This is a genomic window from Providencia sp. CIM-Carb-044 (genome assembly GCF_033901115.1).
Lineage (GTDB): Bacteria > Pseudomonadota > Gammaproteobacteria > Enterobacterales > Enterobacteriaceae > Providencia > Providencia hangzhouensis.
This window is the reverse complement of record NZ_JAXADV010000002.1, coordinates 421,262-440,567: the sequence shown is the minus strand read 5'-3', so window position 1 is coordinate 440,567 and position 19,306 is coordinate 421,262. Positions and strand designations below refer to the sequence as shown.

At 38.4% G+C, this 19,306-nt stretch carries 20 protein-coding genes, 1 pseudogene and 1 riboswitch; of the genes and pseudogenes, 10 read left to right on the top strand and 11 right to left on the bottom strand.

All coding sequences use genetic code 11. From position 1 onward, the window contains the following. The first annotated feature begins 45 nt into the window (after nt 1-45). Entirely contained in the window at nt 46-1,029 is a 984-nt protein-coding gene (locus SJ312_RS05335; protein ID WP_004253824.1) for an aldo/keto reductase, read from the top strand. 358 nt (nt 1,030-1,387) lie between these two features. On the opposite strand, the pseudogene SJ312_RS05330 reads toward SJ312_RS05335, so the two are convergent. Then, a pseudogene (locus tag SJ312_RS05330) lies at nt 1,388-2,486 on the bottom strand (porin). Between the two features lie 380 nt (nt 2,487-2,866). On the opposite strand from SJ312_RS05330, the gene alr reads away from it, so the two are divergent. Next, nucleotides 2,867-4,096, top strand: a complete 1,230-nt coding sequence (gene alr, locus SJ312_RS05325) for an alanine racemase (RefSeq protein ID WP_319867128.1) — start codon at nt 2,867-2,869, stop codon at nt 4,094-4,096. A 208-nt stretch (nt 4,097-4,304) separates the two neighbouring features. Continuing rightward, nucleotides 4,305-5,042, top strand: a complete 738-nt coding sequence (locus SJ312_RS05320; protein ID WP_319867126.1) for a phosphatase — start codon at nt 4,305-4,307, stop codon at nt 5,040-5,042. A 103-nt stretch (nt 5,043-5,145) separates the two neighbouring features. On the opposite strand, the gene SJ312_RS05315 is transcribed toward SJ312_RS05320, so the two are convergent. Then, nucleotides 5,146-5,616: a GNAT family N-acetyltransferase gene (locus tag SJ312_RS05315; RefSeq protein WP_036957683.1), complete on the bottom strand. Its 471-nt coding sequence runs from the start codon at nt 5,614-5,616 to the stop codon at nt 5,146-5,148. Nucleotides 5,617-5,749: 133 nt separating this feature from the next. Between SJ312_RS05315 and rlmA the strand changes: the two genes are divergently transcribed. Next, nucleotides 5,750-6,574: a 23S rRNA (guanine(745)-N(1))-methyltransferase gene (rlmA, locus tag SJ312_RS05310; RefSeq protein ID WP_036957684.1), complete on the top strand. Its 825-nt coding sequence runs from the start codon at nt 5,750-5,752 to the stop codon at nt 6,572-6,574. A 32-nt stretch (nt 6,575-6,606) separates the two neighbouring features. On the opposite strand, the gene mntP is transcribed toward rlmA, so the two are convergent. The 8 genes from mntP to pabB all read right to left on the bottom strand — a co-directional run bounded on the left by mntP (nt 6,607) and on the right by pabB (nt 15,040). Next, nucleotides 6,607-7,188 carry a manganese efflux pump MntP gene (gene mntP, locus SJ312_RS05305; RefSeq protein WP_004911288.1) on the bottom strand — a complete coding sequence of 194 codons (582 nt, stop codon included), beginning with the start codon at nt 7,186-7,188 and terminating at the stop codon, nt 6,607-6,609. Between the two features lie 47 nt (nt 7,189-7,235). After that, nucleotides 7,236-7,379, bottom strand: a riboswitch (yybP-ykoY riboswitch). Between the two features lie 151 nt (nt 7,380-7,530). Further along, nucleotides 7,531-7,989 carry a DUF986 family protein gene (locus tag SJ312_RS05300; RefSeq protein ID WP_004253844.1) on the bottom strand — a complete coding sequence of 153 codons (459 nt, stop codon included), beginning with the start codon at nt 7,987-7,989 and terminating at the stop codon, nt 7,531-7,533. Between the two features lie 89 nt (nt 7,990-8,078). Next, nucleotides 8,079-8,930, bottom strand: coding sequence for a PTS mannose transporter subunit IID (locus SJ312_RS05295; RefSeq protein ID WP_004253848.1), 852 nt, complete (start codon nt 8,928-8,930; stop codon nt 8,079-8,081). 12 nt (nt 8,931-8,942) lie between these two features. Beyond that, on the bottom strand, nt 8,943-9,746 hold the full coding sequence (locus SJ312_RS05290) for a PTS mannose/fructose/sorbose transporter subunit IIC (RefSeq protein ID WP_004253851.1): 804 nt from the start codon (nt 9,744-9,746) through the stop codon (nt 8,943-8,945). 81 nt (nt 9,747-9,827) lie between these two features. Next, complete coding sequence (gene manX, locus SJ312_RS05285; RefSeq protein WP_206535593.1) at nt 9,828-10,790, bottom strand: PTS mannose transporter subunit IIAB; 963 nt, start codon at nt 10,788-10,790, stop codon at nt 9,828-9,830. A 681-nt stretch (nt 10,791-11,471) separates the two neighbouring features. Next, on the bottom strand, nt 11,472-12,836 hold the full coding sequence (locus SJ312_RS05280; RefSeq protein WP_036957685.1) for an L-serine ammonia-lyase: 1,365 nt from the start codon (nt 12,834-12,836) through the stop codon (nt 11,472-11,474). A 280-nt stretch (nt 12,837-13,116) separates the two neighbouring features. Beyond that, nucleotides 13,117-13,677, bottom strand: coding sequence for a CoA pyrophosphatase (locus tag SJ312_RS05275; RefSeq protein ID WP_004253869.1), 561 nt, complete (start codon nt 13,675-13,677; stop codon nt 13,117-13,119). After that, nucleotides 13,670-15,040: an aminodeoxychorismate synthase component 1 gene (gene pabB, locus SJ312_RS05270; RefSeq protein ID WP_110591783.1), complete on the bottom strand. Its 1,371-nt coding sequence runs from the start codon at nt 15,038-15,040 to the stop codon at nt 13,670-13,672. The genes SJ312_RS05275 and pabB overlap by 8 nt, the downstream gene beginning before the upstream one ends. 124 nt (nt 15,041-15,164) lie before the next feature. Here pabB and SJ312_RS05265 point away from each other — a divergent pair, with 124 nt between their 5' ends. After that, on the top strand, nt 15,165-15,344 hold the full coding sequence (locus tag SJ312_RS05265; RefSeq protein WP_004253877.1) for a YoaH family protein: 180 nt from the start codon (nt 15,165-15,167) through the stop codon (nt 15,342-15,344). Between the two features lie 180 nt (nt 15,345-15,524). After that, the gene (gene yebF, locus SJ312_RS05260; RefSeq protein WP_004253880.1) at nt 15,525-15,890 is read left to right on the top strand and encodes a protein YebF; all 366 of its coding nucleotides are present in this window, start codon (nt 15,525-15,527) and stop codon (nt 15,888-15,890) included. Nucleotides 15,891-15,969: 79 nt separating this feature from the next. Here yebF and SJ312_RS05255 read toward each other — a convergent pair whose 3' ends face one another. Beyond that, on the bottom strand, nt 15,970-16,200 hold the full coding sequence (locus tag SJ312_RS05255; protein WP_004253885.1) for a DNA polymerase III subunit theta: 231 nt from the start codon (nt 16,198-16,200) through the stop codon (nt 15,970-15,972). 291 nt (nt 16,201-16,491) lie between these two features. Here SJ312_RS05255 and ftnA point away from each other — a divergent pair, with 291 nt between their 5' ends. From ftnA to SJ312_RS05235, 4 genes are all read left to right on the top strand, one after another. Beyond that, nucleotides 16,492-16,995 carry a non-heme ferritin gene (gene ftnA / locus SJ312_RS05250; protein ID WP_004253892.1) on the top strand — a complete coding sequence of 168 codons (504 nt, stop codon included), beginning with the start codon at nt 16,492-16,494 and terminating at the stop codon, nt 16,993-16,995. A gap of 237 nt (nt 16,996-17,232) precedes the next feature. Further along, the gene (gene copC / locus SJ312_RS05245) at nt 17,233-17,619 is read left to right on the top strand and encodes a copper homeostasis periplasmic binding protein CopC (RefSeq protein WP_004253895.1); all 387 of its coding nucleotides are present in this window, start codon (nt 17,233-17,235) and stop codon (nt 17,617-17,619) included. A 1-nt stretch (nt 17,620) separates the two neighbouring features. Then, complete coding sequence (copD, locus tag SJ312_RS05240; RefSeq protein ID WP_110591782.1) at nt 17,621-18,517, top strand: copper homeostasis membrane protein CopD; 897 nt, start codon at nt 17,621-17,623, stop codon at nt 18,515-18,517. 64 nt (nt 18,518-18,581) lie between these two features. Beyond that, the gene (locus SJ312_RS05235) at nt 18,582-18,929 is read left to right on the top strand and encodes a YebY family protein (protein ID WP_004253900.1); all 348 of its coding nucleotides are present in this window, start codon (nt 18,582-18,584) and stop codon (nt 18,927-18,929) included. The last annotated feature ends 377 nt before the right edge of the window (nt 18,930-19,306 follow it).

Genomic DNA, 19,306 nt, shown 5'->3' with positions numbered 1-19,306 from the left:
GGAAAATATACTGAAAAACATAAAATAAACCAAGGGAGAGCGATAATGAAAAAACGTATTTTGGGTAATGGACTTGAAGTCTCGGCAATTGGACTCGGTTGTATGGGGATGAGCGAGTTCTATGGGCCGCAAGATGATCAGGCTGCCATGGTTGTGCTACAAAAAGCTATCGAACTAGGCTGTACGATGCTGGATACTGCGGATACTTATGGCAATTTTCATAACGAAGAGTTGATTGGGCATTTTCTTAAACAAGTAGGTTCTGATGTTAAAATCGCGACAAAGTGCGGTATTGTTCGCCGACCAGGTGAATATGAGAGAAGGATTGATAATAGTCCAGAATATATACGCAGCGCCTGTGAAAGCTCTCTTCGTCGATTAGGTGTTGAATGTATTGATTTGTATTATATCCATCGTCTAGATCCCTCTGCATCAATAGAGACGACAATGCACACGCTGGCGGGGTTAGTTGCTGAAGGGAAAATTGCTCACATTGGGTTGTCTGAGGTGAGTGCGGCAACCCTTAGAAGGGCACACGCAGTTTATCCTGTTACTGCAATCCAAACTGAGTATTCGCTTTGGACGCGTGATGTTGAAACGGAAATATTGCCAACTTGCCAAGAATTAGGGATTGGTTTTGTACCTTATTCCCCGTTAGGACGTGGATTCTTAACAGGGCGCTTTAATGCCGAAAGTAGGTTCGAGAGCGATGATGCACGTAATACGCTACCGCGTTTCACATCAGAGAACCTTAGAGCTAATCGCACATTAGCTGACTTTATCGTGCAGATGGCAAGTAACAAGTCATGTTCACCTGCTCAAATTTCACTGGCCTGGTTGCTAGCTCAAGGAGATAACATTGTACCAATACCAGGAACGAATAAAGTTAAACACCTTGAAGATAACTTTGCTGCCGCTGATATTGACCTAACATCGGAGGATTTACTGCAAATAACACAAGCGCTAGAAAGCTTTCAACCTGTGGGTTCCCGTTATACTGCTGAAGGAATGAAAGGTGTTAATGTGTAAGGTAAGCATCATTTTGTAGAGTAATAGAGTTGCCCTGTGCTGTCATATTCTGTGAATGTTATTTGGCAACAATAATTGAGGTATCAGTTTTTTACTGGTGCCTTTTTTTATTAGTACCAAAGACGTTAGAAAAAATAGGTATACCATTATAGGAATTTATTTAGGAAAAGGGGCCTCTATGTATGGGGTTAGATACTTTTGTATCTTACAACTGCTTTATCGAGGGTAAAGCAACAGAGCTTCCCGTTCCTAGGGAATAGGTCATGAAGATGATGAGAGATATTTTTATTGTCAAAGCTTACCCGTAAAAAAGCGCCTGTAATTTACAGACGCTTTTGCTTTTCACTCAATTCTAAAATTAGAACTGATACACTAACCCTAAACCAAGTACGTTATCGGTATTCACTTTGTAGTGGTCAGTAAAATCATTATCGTTTAACAAGTTGATTTTATAGTCGATGACAGCACTTAGGTTTTTATTAAAGTCATAAGCTGAGCCGATGGCGATATAATTTACTAATTCTTTATCTCCAAAGCTGCCTAAGTTTTTACCTTTGGAATAGTTATAGCCAATTGATGGGGTTAAACCGAAGTCAAAAGAATATAGGGCAACCACTTCCAAGTTCTGAGTTTTATTTGCTACTGACTCCATATTATCATTACCAAAACGGCTCATATTAAGCGTTTGGCCATACATGACTGCGAAATAGAGATCTTCGTATTCAAATTTTCCCCCTACGTTCCAAGCTTCAGCGCGTTTACCAGTCGCACTGCTAGTTGTGGCATCTTTTTGCTTTGGTGTACGGGAAGATGAGGAGTAACCACCACCGAGGGAAATACCATAACCTAATTCATAAGCTGTAGATAAACCAAAACCATCGCCGTTATCGGTTAATTCATCACCGGATGACAGGTTTTGTTCGCCATTTTTCCCCTGATATTGTAATGCAAAGCTTAAACCATCAATGTAACCAAAGGCATTATTATTGCGATAAGTGAGTAAATTACGGTTACGGCTTAGCATGTAGTTATCTTCTTGATCCATCGTATCCGCTCCCCAGAGAGGTAATACGTCTGTCCAAGCATTGGTATCATAAATAACACCATAATTGCGGCCATAATCAAGGGAGGGAGCCGTAATCTGCAAATTTTAAGCCTGCATAAGCTAAACGATTACTATTTTCTTCAGTTGATTCTGATTGGTTAGTTTTAGTTTCCCATTCAAAACGTCCAAAACCAATGAGTTGGTCGGTGATTTGTGTGTCACCTTTTAGCCCCAGTCTGACACGTGAGTCATCACCATCTTCGCCACTACGGCTTTTGGCAATATGATGGCGAACATCGATTTGCCCATACACATCAAGCTTATTACCATCTTTATTGTACATTTCAGCGGAGTTAGCAACATTAGCAGTAAGTAGTGTTGGAATAATGAGTGCGAGTAATTTGTACTTCATAACATAGCCTTATGGATTGAGTGATATTTAGCAATAGTTCCTAATTGATAGTTATTATCATTTAAGCATTTTAATTCGCCAAATAAAAAATGTAACAAAATTAAATATTAGTGAAACAATACGGCTAACTTATTAAATAATAAAAATAATTTAATTTATGGTGATTTCAACCAAATGTTTTATTTTTAGAAAATCAAAATCAATGTGATGAAAGAGTTATGTTTATGTATAAGTGATTTTTTATGCATAAATCGTGAATTATTACTTGTTTGAAATGCTAAGGTTGGTATTATTTAAAACCTATACAAATTTTGTCTATATCAACCCAGAACCCTAAAAATAATATCTTGGTAGAAATCACTAGATATAAGGAATAATAAGTGGCTTTACGTTTGAAGTATCTGGCATTACTCCCTTTATTAGTTGCTGCGACAGCTTGTCAGCAACCAAATAATATCAAAACACCAGTAGAAACTTATGCGACACAAAACCAACCTGCGGTGGTTAATAACGCATGGATTGAAATATCACGTGGTGCATTAGATTTTAATATCAAAAAAGTACAAAACTTGCTGGGGGATAAGTCTTCTCTGTGCGCTGTTTTGAAAGGGGATGCCTATGGACATGACCTTTCTTTAGTTACGCCAATAATGATTGAAAATAATGTGCAATGTATTGGGGTAACAAATAACCAAGAGCTTAAAACCGTGAGAGACTTAGGTTTTAAAGGCTGCTTAATGCGAGTGAGAAGTGCGACAGAACAAGAAATGGCTCAGGCCACACAATATGAGACAGAAGAGTTAATTGGTAATTTAGCAATGGCGCAGCGCTTGAATGCGATTGCGAAAAAACAAAATAAAGTGATCCCTATCCATCTTGCGCTAAACTCGGCAGGGATGTCCCGTAATGGGCTAGACGTCAGTAGTGCATCTGGCTTAGATGAAGCAAAACAGATCGCGGAGTTATCGCAATTAAAAATCGTGGGCATTATGTCTCATTATCCAGAAGAGGATGAAGCTCAGATCCGTAAAGACCTTGCGAAATTCAAGAAAGAGTCTCAACAAGTCTTGAATGTGACAGGGTTAAAACGTGAAGACATTACATTACATGTCGCGAATACTTATGCAACTATTACCGTACCAGAATCATGGTTGGATATGGTACGTGTAGGTGGTATTTTCTACGGTGATACCGTTGCGACAAATGACTATAAACGTGTGATGACGCTGAAATCGAACATCGCCTCTGTCAATCATTATCCGAAAGGTAATACAGTGGGTTATGATAGAACTTATACCTTGAAGCGTGATTCTGTATTAGCCAATATCCCTGTAGGTTATGCAGATGGCTATCGCCGTGTATTTAGCAATGCGGGACATGCATTAATTAATGGCCAGACAGTTCCTGTTTTAGGAAAAACATCAATGAATACGGTCATGGTTGATGTTACTGATTTAAAATACGTTAGTCCGGGAGATGAAGTTGTATTTTTTGGCAAACAAGGTCATGCTGAAATTACGGCCGAAGAGGTTGAAGACATCAGCGGTGCATTATTTACCGAAATGTCAATTTTGTGGGGTGCAACCAATAAACGTATCTTAGTTGATTAGGTTAATTTTTAATTCCGTATATTTTAACCCGCAATAATCGCGGGTTTTTTTATCCTAAATGTCTCTTCGGATTTTATCCAATATGTCGATAAAATGCGGTTTAGGGGAATGACTATCGAAACTTATAAGCTGATATGTTAGGTTGGTAGAGTCTTTTTTGAGCGGATTGACTCAGAAGGAAAATAAAAGAATTAGAAGGATATCATTTATGTATCAAGTTGATTTACATACGCATACCATTGCCAGCACCCATGCATATAGCACTGTTAATGAATATTTTGCTGAAGCCGCAAGTCGAGGTGTGAAACTCTTTGCGATTACCGACCACGGCCCTGAAATGCAAGATGCTCCACATGAATGGCACTTTGGTAATATGCCTATCTTACCGAGAATTGTTGATGGCGTTGGTTTATTGTACGGTATTGAAGCGAATATAAAAAACAAGTTGGGTGAGACAGACTGGAATGAAAAGATTGCTCGTCATTTGGATATTATTTTAGCTGGTTTCCATGAACCGGTTCTTGAACCCCAAAGTTTAGCTGATAATACAGAAGCTATGATTGCCACGATCCGTAGCGGTAAAGTGCAAATAATTACCCATCCGGGAAATCCCAAATATCCCATTGATATTAAAGCGGTAGCACAAGCTGCGAAAGATTGTAATGTGGCTTTGGAAATGAATAACTCCTCATTCTTGCATTCAAGAGCGGGTAGTCAAAAGAATTGTTTAGAAATAGCAAAGGCCGTTAAAGAAACTGGCGGGTGGGTAGCATTAGGTTCGGACTCGCATTTTGCTGGGTATCTCGGCCGTTTTGACCGCGTAGTTGAAATGTTGGAATCAATTGATTTTCCGCAATCACAAATTTTAAATGTTACTCCACGCCGTGTATTGGATTTTTTAGAGTCCCATGGGCGTAAGCCTATCCCTGAATTTGCTGATTTTTAATAGTTATTCAGTTATTTAACATTGCGTTCTTAAAGACAGTCAATATTAGGTATAATAAAGCCACAAAAGGTGAAGTGGCTTTTAATTCAAGTTATATTGAAAGTTATAATTCAATTTCCATTTGAACACAATTTAACTCAACTTGAGCAAGAGAAGAGTAGTAGCTAGCATGCTTAATCGAAGTAAATCCATGTTTCTGATAAAAGCGTTCCGCATTCGGTGATGAATCTAATACCAATTTTTTAATATTTCGCTTTTTGGCTTCAGCTTTAATAGCATCTAATATTAAGCCCGCAGCTCCGCAGCCAGTGTACTGTGGTAAAGTAAATATGGCATCAACACTGTTAGCCTCTAGATTAAGATAGCCAGTTGCAACGGGTTCATCATTTTTATTTACCGCGACAAAGAATGGGTTATTTTTCACAATACGTATATAACTTACTGGCATTTCATCAGGTGTCCAGGTGCTGATCGTTTTTGCATCAAAACTCGTTGTACAACCATGGCGAATGGCTTGGTTGCGTATAAACCAAAGATGTTCAGCTTCATCGGGGGTTGCTAACCTAATTTTCATCATGATACACCTGCTAATGTTTTTTTATTTCTTTCATAGAACAAAAAGTACAGTTAAAAAGCAATATATATAACAGAAAGAAAACTAATTTGAATATGGTATACTCACCCTTATTTTTAAATCAGTGACTTTTATGAATTATCAATGCCCCCTCTGCTTTACACCACTTAACTTTATGCATAACAGCTATCGCTGCGCAGAAAATCACCAGTTCGATTGTGCGAAAGAGGGTTACGTTAATTTGTTGCCCGTACAACATAAACGGTCTAAAGACCCCGGTGATAATGCTGAAATGATGCAAGCACGTAGACAATTTCTTGATGCAGGACATTACCACCCGATGCGTGAAAAGGTGGCAGAAAAAATTATTCAGTTTATTCCATCATCTAATACTAGTTTGTTAGACATTGGTTGTGGGGAAGGGTATTACACAGACTATTTCTCTCGGGAACTTGCAAAACATTTTGAAAAATATACGGTTCTGGGCTTAGATGTTTCGAAGGTGGCGGTTCGCTATGCGGCGAAACGGTATAAATCCGTTCGTTTTTGCGTCGGTACAAGCCATCGCTTGCCATTCTCAAATAACAGCTTAGGTGGAGTTGTCCGAATTTACGCACCCTGCAAAGCACAAGAATTAAGCCGTGTATTAGTTTCTAAAGGTATGTTAATTACTGTTACGCCTGCGGCAGAGCATCTGCAAGAATTAAAAGCGTTAATTTACGATGAGGTTAAGTTACATCCAACTAAAGATGAAGATTTACCAAATTTTTCGCTAATAGATAGTTGCCAATTAAATTATAAAATGGCACTGACAGGGCAAGAAGCTTATGAATTGTTGATGATGACCCCATTTGCTTGGCGTGCATCAGAACAGGTCAAAGAGAATCTGCAACAAGCTGAAGTGAAAGAATATACGGCTGATTTTTTAATTCGCGTTTATCAATCTGATGCAGAGTAAGGTTATTGCCCCCATATAAGGGGGCACAAAAACTAATGGGCATACATAAATAATTCGAGGTGCTCGAATAAAATATTAAAACCAATACCTATTAGAACCAACCCACCGATAATTTCTGCTTTTTTTCCGAGTAATGGGCCAACATAGCGGCCAATCATCATACCAATAGTTGCCATAATCATTGTCATTAAGCCGATAGTCATTGCAGTATGAACGATATCCACTTGCAAGAAAGCTAAACCTAGACCGATAGCCATTGCATCAAGGCTGGTGGCTATCGCAGAAAAGATAAGGCTTGTTGAGCTATGACTAGAAGGTTTAGAACAGCATTCTTCATCTTTTGTTTTAATACTCTGCCAGATCATTCTAGCACCTAAAACAAACAATAAACCAAATGCAATCCAATGATCCCAACGGATAACATATTGGCTAGCTAGGATCCCGATACCCCAACCAATAATCGGTGTAATGGCTTCAATAAAACCAAAAATAAAACCAGTACGGAGAATTTCTCTAAAGCGGGGTTTATGAAGTACGGCGCCTTTACAAATAGCAACAGCGAAGGCGTCCATTGATAGGGCAAGGGCTAAGATAAGGGTAGCATAGAAACTCATAATAGAACCTCGGTTGGGTGATTCCATATACACATAAATTACCCCCAACCAAAAGGCTTATTTATGTGTCTATGGTCTTGCCAACCGAATTTTGGTGTCCGCACCACGTTTGAAACCAAACGAGTATGTTGATACGGACTTTCTGGTCTTATATATGAAACCAGAACAGGCTACTCCCCAATGACGTGGAAAGAAAGATACCATATTTTATATTAAAGGCAACACTTAATTAATTGTGGATATTAAATGTTATTGAGAATTATTATCAATAAGGATATTGGCAAAAACAAGGTTAATTAAATTTATAATTAACCTTGTTTTTAGTGATAATATAAAACTTATTTACTTATGATTAATAAGGAATTCATAAATTCTTTGTAAATCATCAAGATGTGAAACTTGGATGTTAATTTTCTTTTTTTCCAAACCTATTATTAATACACCGTCTTCGGATAAGTTCATTGTTTTTATTCTGTCATATAATATAAATGCATTGGCAAAATAAAAACCATTCTGTTTAAAGAATAGCTTAGGTGTTCTTATAAACGCCAAATAGATTGACATAAAAATAGTAATCAATAATAAGTAAGTGGTTAATAAATTACCATGGCGTACAATATTTGTATAAATAACGATACAAATTAGAACAATAAAAATAATAGCATCGGCCCGATGTTTTCGTTTTAGATTAATTTTTAATAATGTTTTACCCTTTAGCAAATGCTGAATGAATTCATCATAAATTGCATAAACAAGCATGATCAAAATGATTATAGCAAGAATGGCATCATTGAAGGTCATTTGTGAACCCTTGGATAAGTGAACATAATGCAGAGCTTAAAATTAAAAAAGGGAGGCTGCAACCTCCCAATTCAAATAATGGTGGAAAATTATGGTGCTAAGAAGTTTAACCAAGCACCAAGGATACCCAAACCAAAGAAGCCGATAATAATCCACAATGCGTTAACTTTACGACGTAACAGCCACATACAGGCGAAGGTTAGCAATAGTGGTACTAAACCTGGCATGAGTTGATCAAGGATCATTTGGACGGTGGTAATATCTTCAGCACCTGTTGTTGGGTTTTTGATCCGCGACACTTCAAGTGGAATATTGACATGTGTCCATTTATTGACCAAGGCTCCCATAACAAATAAACCGAGAATTGATGCTCCTTCAGTTAGTTTTTGTAGGAAACCGCCACCAATGTCTTGAACAATATCAATCCCTTTTTTGTAGCCATATGAAACACCATAATAAAGGGTTAACAAACGGACAAGATTAAACAAAACAAAAAACAGAAGAGGGCCAAGTAAGCTACCCGTCATTGCGATACCTGCACCGAGAGCCGCAAATACTGGGCGAACAGTTCCCCAGAAAATTGGGTCACCAACACCGGCTAATGGCCCCATTAGACCGACTTTGATACCATTTATTGCACCGTCATCAATGTCTGCACCATTGGCACGTTGCTCTTCCATTGCCATTGTGACACCCAGAACAGGCGCTGCAACATACGGATGTGTATTAAAGAATTCAAGATGGCGCTTAATGGCTTGTTTTCTATCATCATTATTTTCAGGATAAAGACGACGAATAACGGGAACCATTGAATAGCAGAAGCCTAGGGCTTGCATACGCTCAAAGTTCCAAGAACCTTGCAATAGGTTAGACCGTAAGAATACGCCGCGAATATCGCTTTGTGTAAGCTTTTTAGCCGTTGGCTTAGTGATATCTACCATTATACGTTCCTCCTAGTCTAGCTCATTATCAAGGTTGTTATTGCTACTATTTCCTTGGGTAACAACAGTTTGCGATTTATTGTATTTTGGACTGAGTTGGATATATAAAATAGCCATAACAGTACCGATAACCCCAAGAGCAACCAGGTTGAAGTCAGTAAATGCCGCGGTAACAAAGCCTAAGTAGAAGAACGGCATTAAGTAGCCTGCACGCATCATATTGATAACCATCGCATAACCGACAACAACAATCATACCACCAGCAATATTCAGGCCGTCAGTAACAACTTGCGGGATAGAATCCAACATTTGTTGTACTTCTGATGTACCAACAGAAATGGCGACAATTAACGCAGGTATTGCGATACGCATGGCTTGCAGTAATAAAGCTGAGATATGGATAAAGCCAATTGCAGTTAGATTGCCATTGAGGGCGGCTTTATCAGCAGCATGTTGGAATGCAACCGTTACAGTACGAACAATAATGGTTAATACTTGTCCCGCTGCTGCGAGTGGGATGGCGATGGCAATACCTGCACCAATGCTTTGACCACCAGCAATAACGAGAATCGTTGAAATGATAGAAGCTAAAGCGGCATCAGGTGCAACGGCAGCACCGATATTCATCCACCCAAGTGCGATCATTTCTAATGTACCGCCGATGATGATACCCGTTTTCATATCTCCCAAAACAATACCTATAAGCGTACAGGCAATGAGAGGACGGTGAAATTGGAATTCATCAAGGATTGATCCCATCCCCGCGATACACGCGACGATGAAGACCATTACTATTTGAACAACGGTAAGTTCCATTGTTTAATCTCCTGTAACCAAAAGTTTTAAAATCTGTTTTGAGTAATGGATTAAAATTAATATAAAAAATGGCTATAAAAATTATTTTTTGAGCTTATTAATCAAGTCCATCATATAAACTTTGCTATCTGATGAGACTTTCCTAACTTCAAGTTCAATCTTTTTGTCGTTCAAATAATTAAATGCATCAATGTCTTCTTGGTTGATAGAAACGGCATTTGTGACCATTGTTTTGCCATCATGGTATGCCATTCCACCAATATTAACGGACTTGACGTCAACACCTTCTTCGACGATACGTTTAACATCAGTTGGATTAGTGAAAAGCAACATAACGCGCTCACCAGCGTATTTCGGGTTATTGTAAACGCGAATACATTTAGCAACATCGACAACATGTGCAGTGACACCTGGTGGTGCGACTTGTTTTAACAATGTAGAGCGAACTTGGTCTTTTGCTACGTCATCACTGACCACAATAATGCGCTTAACTTGGGTTTCTTTCGTCCAGCGTGTTGCGACTTGCCCGTGAATTAATCTGTCATCAATACGAGCAAGTGCGATCACCATATGTTCACCGGGGCCGGCTTTCACTGGTGCAGGGGCAGGAGTACTCGAGACTACAGGAGCAGGTTCAGCTTCAACTTCTTTGAATTTAAATGAACGAACACCACCACGACCCGTTTCTAGGGCGACAGTGATAAGTTCATTCATTGATGGGTTATCGTCACGGCACATGAATGTTTCAACTAACATTGGAACATTTACACCCGTGATAATGTCATAATTATCATGTTCATTAACAATGCGACTAGCTGCGTTAAATGGACTGCCTCCCCATGTATCAACAAGGAATAAGACACCCATTGATGTATCTAAATCAGTTAGCTTTTGGGTGTACTTATCAAATAGGGTATCTGCGTTTTCCCCAGGGATAAAATCAATAAACGACACATTATCTTGTTCGCCTATTAACATTTCGGTTGTTCGAAGAAGCTGCTCTGCAGCGACTCCGTGTGTACCAATCATAATAGCTATACTCACTATTTTTCCCTCATAGATAGATAAAACAAAACATTATCTGTCGATAAAATGGACACTTAAGTTAGACTCCTTTTTATCAGTTTCCCCTGTATGATAATTTTAGCTGAATAATTACAAACGTCTTATAATAGCCATAAACTCATTTATGGCACTGTTAGTATCAATTACATTATTAGCATATCATCTTGCATTATCCTAAAAACTTGTTTCGCGTCAGAAAAATAAGAATACACCTAAAAATTGATATCGAATTGCATTTTTCTGCTATTCATTTTAATTAAATAAAATTAATAATCTGATTATTTTGTTTTTGCTGGTTTCTTTTTGTGTTATCGGTAACAAAAAAAGTAAATAAAATAGTGCCATATTGATTTTTAGAGTGAAAAGTAATCAATTTTTAGTGGAAATTAGTTATCTCTTGCTCAGCTCAAAACAATCTTTAGCACAAAATAGTATGAATTTCGTTTTGATGTGATGTGTTGAGTATAAGAAAACCGAGTTAATTCAATGAAAAAATTATGGGTAATTGATTAGGTGAATTGGAGCGTTTAGGAAGAGAAAGGTGACTAAAAAATAAAGAAAACTTTTTAATGCAGATTAAAAAAGCACCCTCAAAATACTGTTCAAAGACATAACAGAATAGGAAAGGGTGCTTAAGGCTTAAATTAATTGAGAATAAAATTAGTCACATTGTACTTTGATGGCTAGCCCGCCTCGGGATGTCTCACGATATTTCGCATTCATGTCTTTCCCGGTTTCGTACATAGTTTCAATGACTTTATCAAGTGAAACCCGTGGCTCACTTGTTCTGCGTAGGGCCATACGTGTGGCATTCACCGCTTTAACAGATGCGATTGCATTACGCTCAATACAAGGAACTTGTACTTGACCAGCAACAGGGTCACAAGTTAGACCTAAATTGTGTTCCATGCCGATTTCAGCAGCGATACAAACTTGCTCAGGGCTACCGCCAAATAATTCGGCCAGACCAGCTGCAGCCATAGAGCATGCCACACCGACCTCCCCTTGGCAGCCAACTTCAGCTCCTGAAATGGAAGCATTCATTTTGTATAAAATACCAATGGCGCCTGAAGCTAAGAAATAACGCATATACAGCTCTGGCGTTACCGGTTCTATGCAATGATTATAATACGCTAAAACGGCAGGTACGATACCACACGCACCGTTAGTCGGTGCTGTTACAACACGGCCGCCTGCTGCATTTTCCTCATTCACTGCTAAGGCATACATATTGATCAGGTCAACCACATTCATAGGGTCATTAGATAGCTTACTTGATGAAGTGACCATTCGGTTTAGTGCCGGTGCACGGCGAGGAACACGCAATGGGCCCGGCAATACACCTTCGGTGCTTAAACCACGCTCAATACAGGCTTGCATTGTCTGCCATACATCAGCGAAATAGGCTTCGATCTCTTCTTTAGAATGAAGATCTAACTCATTTTTCATCATTAAGCTAGAAATCGAAAGGCCTGATTTTTTACAATTTAGTAGTAGCTCTTCCGCAGAGTTAAACGGATAAGAGACCGGTTTGCTATCAAGAGTAGATTCGCCAAAATGCTCTGCATCGACAATGAAACCACCACCAATGGAATAATAAGTTTTGGTGTAAATTTCTTCATTACCTGCAAAAGCATGAATTGTCATGCCATTTTCATGCAATGGCAGGTTGTCTTGACGAAAATTCATGCCACCTTCATTAGGGAAGTCAACGACCTGAAGACCATTCGCTAATGATAACTTTTCTGTTTCTTCTACATTTTTGATAAAAGTTGGGATGGATTCAATGTCGACAGTGGCAGGTAAGTTACCTGCTAGCCCCATAATAATGGCGATATCAGTATGGTGCCCTTTTCCAGTAAGCGATAATGACCCATAAACATCCACAGAAATACGAGTGACGTTAGGTAATAAATTTTTGCTTACTAAATCATCGACAAATTCTTTCCCAGCTTTCATTGGACCAACGGTATGAGAGCTTGAAGGGCCTATGCCCACTTTAAACATGTCGAAAACGCTTATCACGCAGGACTCCTTAAAAAAAAGATGAAAATGTAGTGCATTATTTTAAAAGGCGCTACTTTACTGTTATTTAGTAGTGTTAACCAGTAAGTTTAAAGTATTTTTTGAAATAAGGTAGTTGCTGAAGGGTAATTGATTGTAAATAGCACAAAATGTCTGTGATGTGGCTAAAAAAGCGACAGGTAGTAGAGGTATATTTTGTCATATATGACGTGATATTTTGTCATCTTAAATAGATTTTACTGCAATAGTAACATTGTATGGTGAAAAGTTGTGTTAAACGTTAATCCAATTGCAAAGCAAGTTGGTGAATAATTGAAGCGGTTAACCCCCAAACTAAATGCCCCTTATACCAATAAAAAAAGATGCGGTTATGCCGCCCTGAACGGTTAATATCGACATATTTATGGCGTTGTAATGAAAGGGCATCAAATAAGGGAACTTCAAAGATAGCAGCGACTTCACTAGGGTTGGCTTGGTATTGAATGTTATTTGGTACCAAACCAACGATTGGCGTAACTTCATAGCCACCATAACTTTGCAAGGGGCTTAACTGACCCAGTACCGTGACTTTTTCAGGAGGGATGGCCACTTCTTCATATGCTTCACGCAGCGCGGTATTCACAAGCGTACCATCCTCCGGGTCACTTGCCCCTCCTGGAAATGCGACCTGGCCTGCATGGGAGCGTAAAAAAGGAGAGCGTTGTGTGAGAAGTAATGTCGGATTGGGTTTATTGATAATGGGCAAAAGAACGGCTGCCGATTTACCCGCCTTAGGTCCAGACTGGCGGGTAGCCGGCAAAGTAAACTGAAAACGATTGATAAAGTTATTCAGTTCAGTCATCGTTATTGAGCGCTCCTAATAAAGGTAAAATCAGGCTTAATTTATCAAAGGTTTCTTGGTACTCTTTGTCTGCTTGGCTATCTGCAACGATACCACCGCCAGCCCAACAATAAACCTGCTTTTTATATGTCAGTAAAGTACGAATAGTAATATTGCTGTCCATATTACCATTGAAACTAATATAGCCGATTGCTCCACAATAGCCATGTCGGCGATGGGGTTCTAATTCTTCAATTATCTCCATTGCACGCACTTTTGGTGCGCCGGTTATTGAACCCCCAGGAAAACACGCTCGTAATAAATCAGTTGCACGGTATTGGCTATCTAACTTTGCCGTGACGGTACTGACCAGATGATGCACTGCCGGGAAAGCTTCAACAGCAAATAATTCAGGAACACTGACCGTGCCCGGTTTGGCAACGCGACCAATATCATTGCGTAGCAAGTCAACAATCATCAAGTTTTCTGCGCGGTCTTTAACTGAATTAGCCAGTTTTTCAGCTTGTGCAAGATCATCTTGTTGATTATCTAGGCGCGGAAGCGTTCCTTTTATTGGGCGGGTTTGAATATCCCCATCTTGCAGAAAGATAAAACGTTCCGGTGAAATACTGATAACCGCATTTTCGGGGAGACGTATAAATGAAGAGAAGGGAGCTCCATTGCGCTCAAGTAGCGCTAAAAACGCATTCCATTCATCTCCTTTATACTTAGCTTTAAATCTTTGTGCTAAATTAATTTGATAACAATCACCATTACGTAAATATTCATGGATGCGCGCAATATTATGATGATATGTCTCTTCAGACATATTAGATTGCCATGCCGAGGTTAATTGGAATTTGTTTTTACGGCCCTTTTTTTGACTATGTAGCCAAGCTAACCGAGCATCAACATCATCATAACTAATTAATGTAGTTGTTTTATTATGGTGATCAACGATAAGTGCCCACAAGTAGATGCCAACCGCCATGTCTGGAAATTGTAGTTCTGTGGTTGAAATTTCAGGTAATTTTTCAATGCGCCGGCCTAAATCATAACTCCAAAGGCCGAGGGCACCGCCGTTGAAGGGACATTCGGTCTCTTCCTGGTATTTCGGTTGGTATTTATCAAGCAACCCTTGAAGAAGTTCAAAAGGATCTGATTCAGAAACGATAGGGGCCTGATTTTGCTCTGAGATAGTTGTTTCAAGCTGATAAGTCGTCAGTGTGGCAATAGGGTCAGCAACGATAATATCAAAGCGATTATGTGAGTGTTTTGCATTACCTGAATGCAGTAACATCGCCCATGGCTGGTGTGCCAGTGGAGTAAAATAATCAATGGCAGTGTTTGGGCTATAAGGTAATTGGATTTTTTTGATAACCATAATGATGAGTCTAAATTTCCGCAAGTGAATCAATACAGATTAACATATATTCTTATCTTAATAATCGAAGAGATGTTAAAATGTTAACTATTGATTTTAGTCTTTTATTCATGAGGTTTAAACCATGTTTTCTGGTATGCCAGCACTTAATCACCAAGAACAGCAAGAAGCAGTTGAAAAAATTCATCAATTGATGGCGGAAGGTATGAGTAGTGGTGAGGCAATTGCATTAGTTGCTCAAGAAATTAGGGAGAAGCACCAAGGTAAAGAGCAAATCCATGTTCGTTTTGATGATGAAAATTAATAATCTGTAAACATACTATTAACATCCATGCATAAACCTGATAGATTAATATTAGTTAAGTCATTCTATTTATCAATGAAGACTAGATAATAACCAGAAGATAACTGGTATCTGATAGGCTGAAATATGCCGCTAAACTAATCAAAAATCTTTACCTAGTAATAGGTATCGGAGGATGGTATGGAAGCGAATCAAAAAATTGCTGTAGTTTTAGGTACTTGTGCGCTGGTTTTTAGCTCTTTTGCGTTAAGCGCAAATAATGAAGAAGGTAAAGCAGCGCCTTTCGTCAGTTGTGGTACGTTAACTGAGCCACAAATTGCAGCACAAGTGAAAAGCGATTTTATGCATAATCGTTTACCTCGCTGGACAGATGAAAAAGCGGCTTTAGGCAAGAAAGCGGTTGCATGGGTCAATGATAGTGAAGTCACTAAAACGGAAACAGGCTACAGGGTACCGTTAGTTGTTCGTGGTGCAAAATCTGACTTACATTATTCAGTCGCGGTAGACTGCCAAAATAATACAGTGACATATAATACGGCGAAATAAATTTTTTAATCTTGAGAATCAAGGGGTAACCATTAAGGTTATCCCTTTTTTGTATCATTTCTTTTGTGCCTTCGTGAGACTAGCGATTTCGTGGTTCATAAGGCATACGTGCAAAGTTTTGCGACAGTTGTCGGTAGTAGACTAATCGCTCCCTGAAATACTCCCTTAAGTGCTCGGGTTGTTCTCGCTCAACAGCTTCAGCAATGATGGCAATGTTATAGCGTTCTTTAAATGCAACACCGGAAGCTAAAAGGTCGACATTGACCTTATCCATTTCATCTTTAGGCAATAAAGCAAGATTATGGCTCATATTTGATCTCTACTGTTAAATTCATACGCCATTATTGTAACTGGATAATGAGAAAAAATCTCAATACCTTAATTGGAATAATGAAAAACAATAGTTAAATTTCTCTATTTATATATTAGTAATTAAGGGAAAAAGCAGGGAAAGATAATGAGATTGATTATTATTGTTTTTAACAAAAGTTATTAATTATCAGTAAATTGGATTTTTTTGTTTTAAGATTGTTTTAGGGTTTTAATTGTTTTAATACTGTGCATAATATACTCATGAATAATTAATCGATAAGGCATAAATATGTTAACTACAGATATGGTCAAAAAATTAAACGAACAATTAAACCTTGAATTTTATTCTGCAAATCTTTATTTGCAAATGAGCGCTTGGTGTAGTGACAAAGGCTATGAAGGTGCTGCAGCGTTCTTAAAAGCACACTCACAAGAAGAAATGGAACATATGCAGCGTTTATTTGATTACCTTAGTGACACTGGGGCATTACCCCTGTTAGGGCAAATTGCAGCGCCACCAGTTGATTTCAAATCAATTAGCGATGTATTTCATCAAACTTATGAACATGAGCAATTAATTACTCGTGAAATTAATAAATTGGCTCATTTAGCAATGACAACACAAGATTATTCTACATTTAATTTCTTACAATGGTATGTTGCAGAGCAACACGAAGAAGAGAAATTATTTAAATCAGTACTGGATAAACTGGATATGGTGGGTGAGTCTGGTAAGGCACTATTCTTGTTAGATAAAGATTTGAAAAACATGTCAGCGGCAACACATGTTTAATCTACACGCCAGTAAGTAAATAGAAATATCGTTTTATCTCCATGTAATACATAAAGACCTCTCTAGGCTTATGGGCATGAATCCTGCAATTCAATGTTCATAAGTCTTTTTCTTTTCATTTTGTGTGAAAACTCACAGGATAGGCCGATAAAACCCATTTTTAAGCGGTAAAATGGTTTGTTTTCCGTATAATGATTGGTAATTATTCTAAATTCACCTGCAAATTAAGAGGTTACTATGCCAATTAACCCTATTAAATCTTCATGGCGCAAACTTAGCGCAGTCGCAGTTCTTTTTTTAGGTATGTCGTTCCAACAGGCATTTGCACATGCGCACTTAAAAGACCAACTTCCTGCTGAAGGTACGGCAGTAGAACAAGCCCCTGAGTCTATCTCATTAAGCTTTTCTGAAGGCATTGAAGTTAATTTCACTAAGGTCAGTATTATCGGTCCTGAAAATAAAATAGTGAAAACCGGTAAAGCAACGTTAGACCCAAGTAACGATACAAAAGTGATTGTCCCTGTGGAAGACAAGCTCGCTGCTGGGAAATATGACGTTAATTGGAGCGTCGTTTCTGTCGATGGACACAAAACAAAAGGAACGTATAGCTTTACAGTGAAATAATATGTCACTAGAAGCTTTTTATACCCTTATTCGCTTTATTCATTTTATCGCTGCAATATTGATGTGTGGAATGTCAATATTTGCAGTGGTACTTAGTCGTGAGCCATTTAATTATTTGCTCAGCCGCTATTTGAATAAAGGTATTTTCTTCTGTGCCATCGTTACCGTGTTAACAACTTTTGGTTGGATGCTTGCACAAGCAGGCCTGATGGGAGATGGTTGGCAAGATAGTATCGATTTGGATATATGGCAAGGGGTTTTAGGGACGTCATTCGGTCAAGTATGGCGTTGGGAACTTTTGTCATCTGTATTATTGTTATTGGTTTTATTTGTAAAACCAATCCAATTGCGATTGAAACTCATATTGGTTTTTTCAGTGATCCTACTTGGTTTGCATGCTTTTATTGGGCACGCGGCTATGCATGATGGCTTACTCGGAACCCTCCACCGCATCAATCAATTCATTCATCTTATTAGTTCAGCCTATTGGTTTGGCGGTTTGTGGCCATTTTTAATTTGCATTCAATTTTTACGCAATAAAAAAGAAATGGTCGAAGGGATGGATAAACACATTGTGAATACCATGATGCGTTTTTCGCGTTATGGTCACATCTCTGTTGCACTGGTTATTATTACTGGAGTCATTAGTGCAATAACGCTCTTACCTGGCTGGCCATTAAACTATTCAGGGTCAGAATACCAATCACTACTTTGGTTTAAGATCATTTTAGTGGGGGGAATGCTTCTATTGGCTATTATCAATCGCTATTACATCGTACCGATTATTAAACAAAAAGGGCGGGTCAACACCCTAATTATTAACAGTTGGGTTGAGTTACTGTTAGGGACTATGGCTATCCTTTCGGTGGCGATTTTTGCAAGCTACCAGCCAATCTAGCTAAACTTTTATATTTAATTGATAATAACGCGAAGATATCTTTAATGTTTGATAAGGCACTACCATGAAATTTAAACTCATTATTTGCACACTGTTATTGGCTGGTACCGTAAGTACTGCTTTTTCTGCACCGTTAACATCCGTGAGTAAGAAACAATTTGGAGATGATTGGCCATTTACTCGTGAGGAGGTCATGTTAGAGTGCCGTCATAATGGGGCTTTGGTCGTTATTAACCCTGCGACATTAATGCAATATCCATTAAATGATATTGCAACTGAATTGATGAATAAAAAAGAAATTAAAGCACAGCCTATTGATGTGCTGCTTAAGCCTATCGATAGCACCAAGACAGTTGTGGAAAGAATATTACCTATAAAAGAAGCCGCTGAAAAGTTGTGTGTTAGCAACTAAGCTGATAGCAAAGTAAAACCATTAGAGCATAAAGGAAGTGGTGAATTAATAAATTATCATTGTTATTCAATTAGTTGATTGATTGAAAGGTTTGAATGATTAGGTGAATAGGTTTAACCTATTAAACAAATAGTTCAATATTATAAAATCAAGAAATAAATTGTGTTAATAATATGTGAAAATATTGATAATAAACATGGTAAGAACGTGCATTGAAAGCTAGTATTAGAGTGTACTTTGTTACGTCTCAATGGCAATTTTAGCGCACGGCTCTGCCAGAGCCATTTCCCAAGGCCCGGTAATCGGAATCTACCAGGCCTCTTTTTTTGCCTATTATTTTGTTAGTTCTCATTTCATATCAGCTTTTCAGTTCCTAC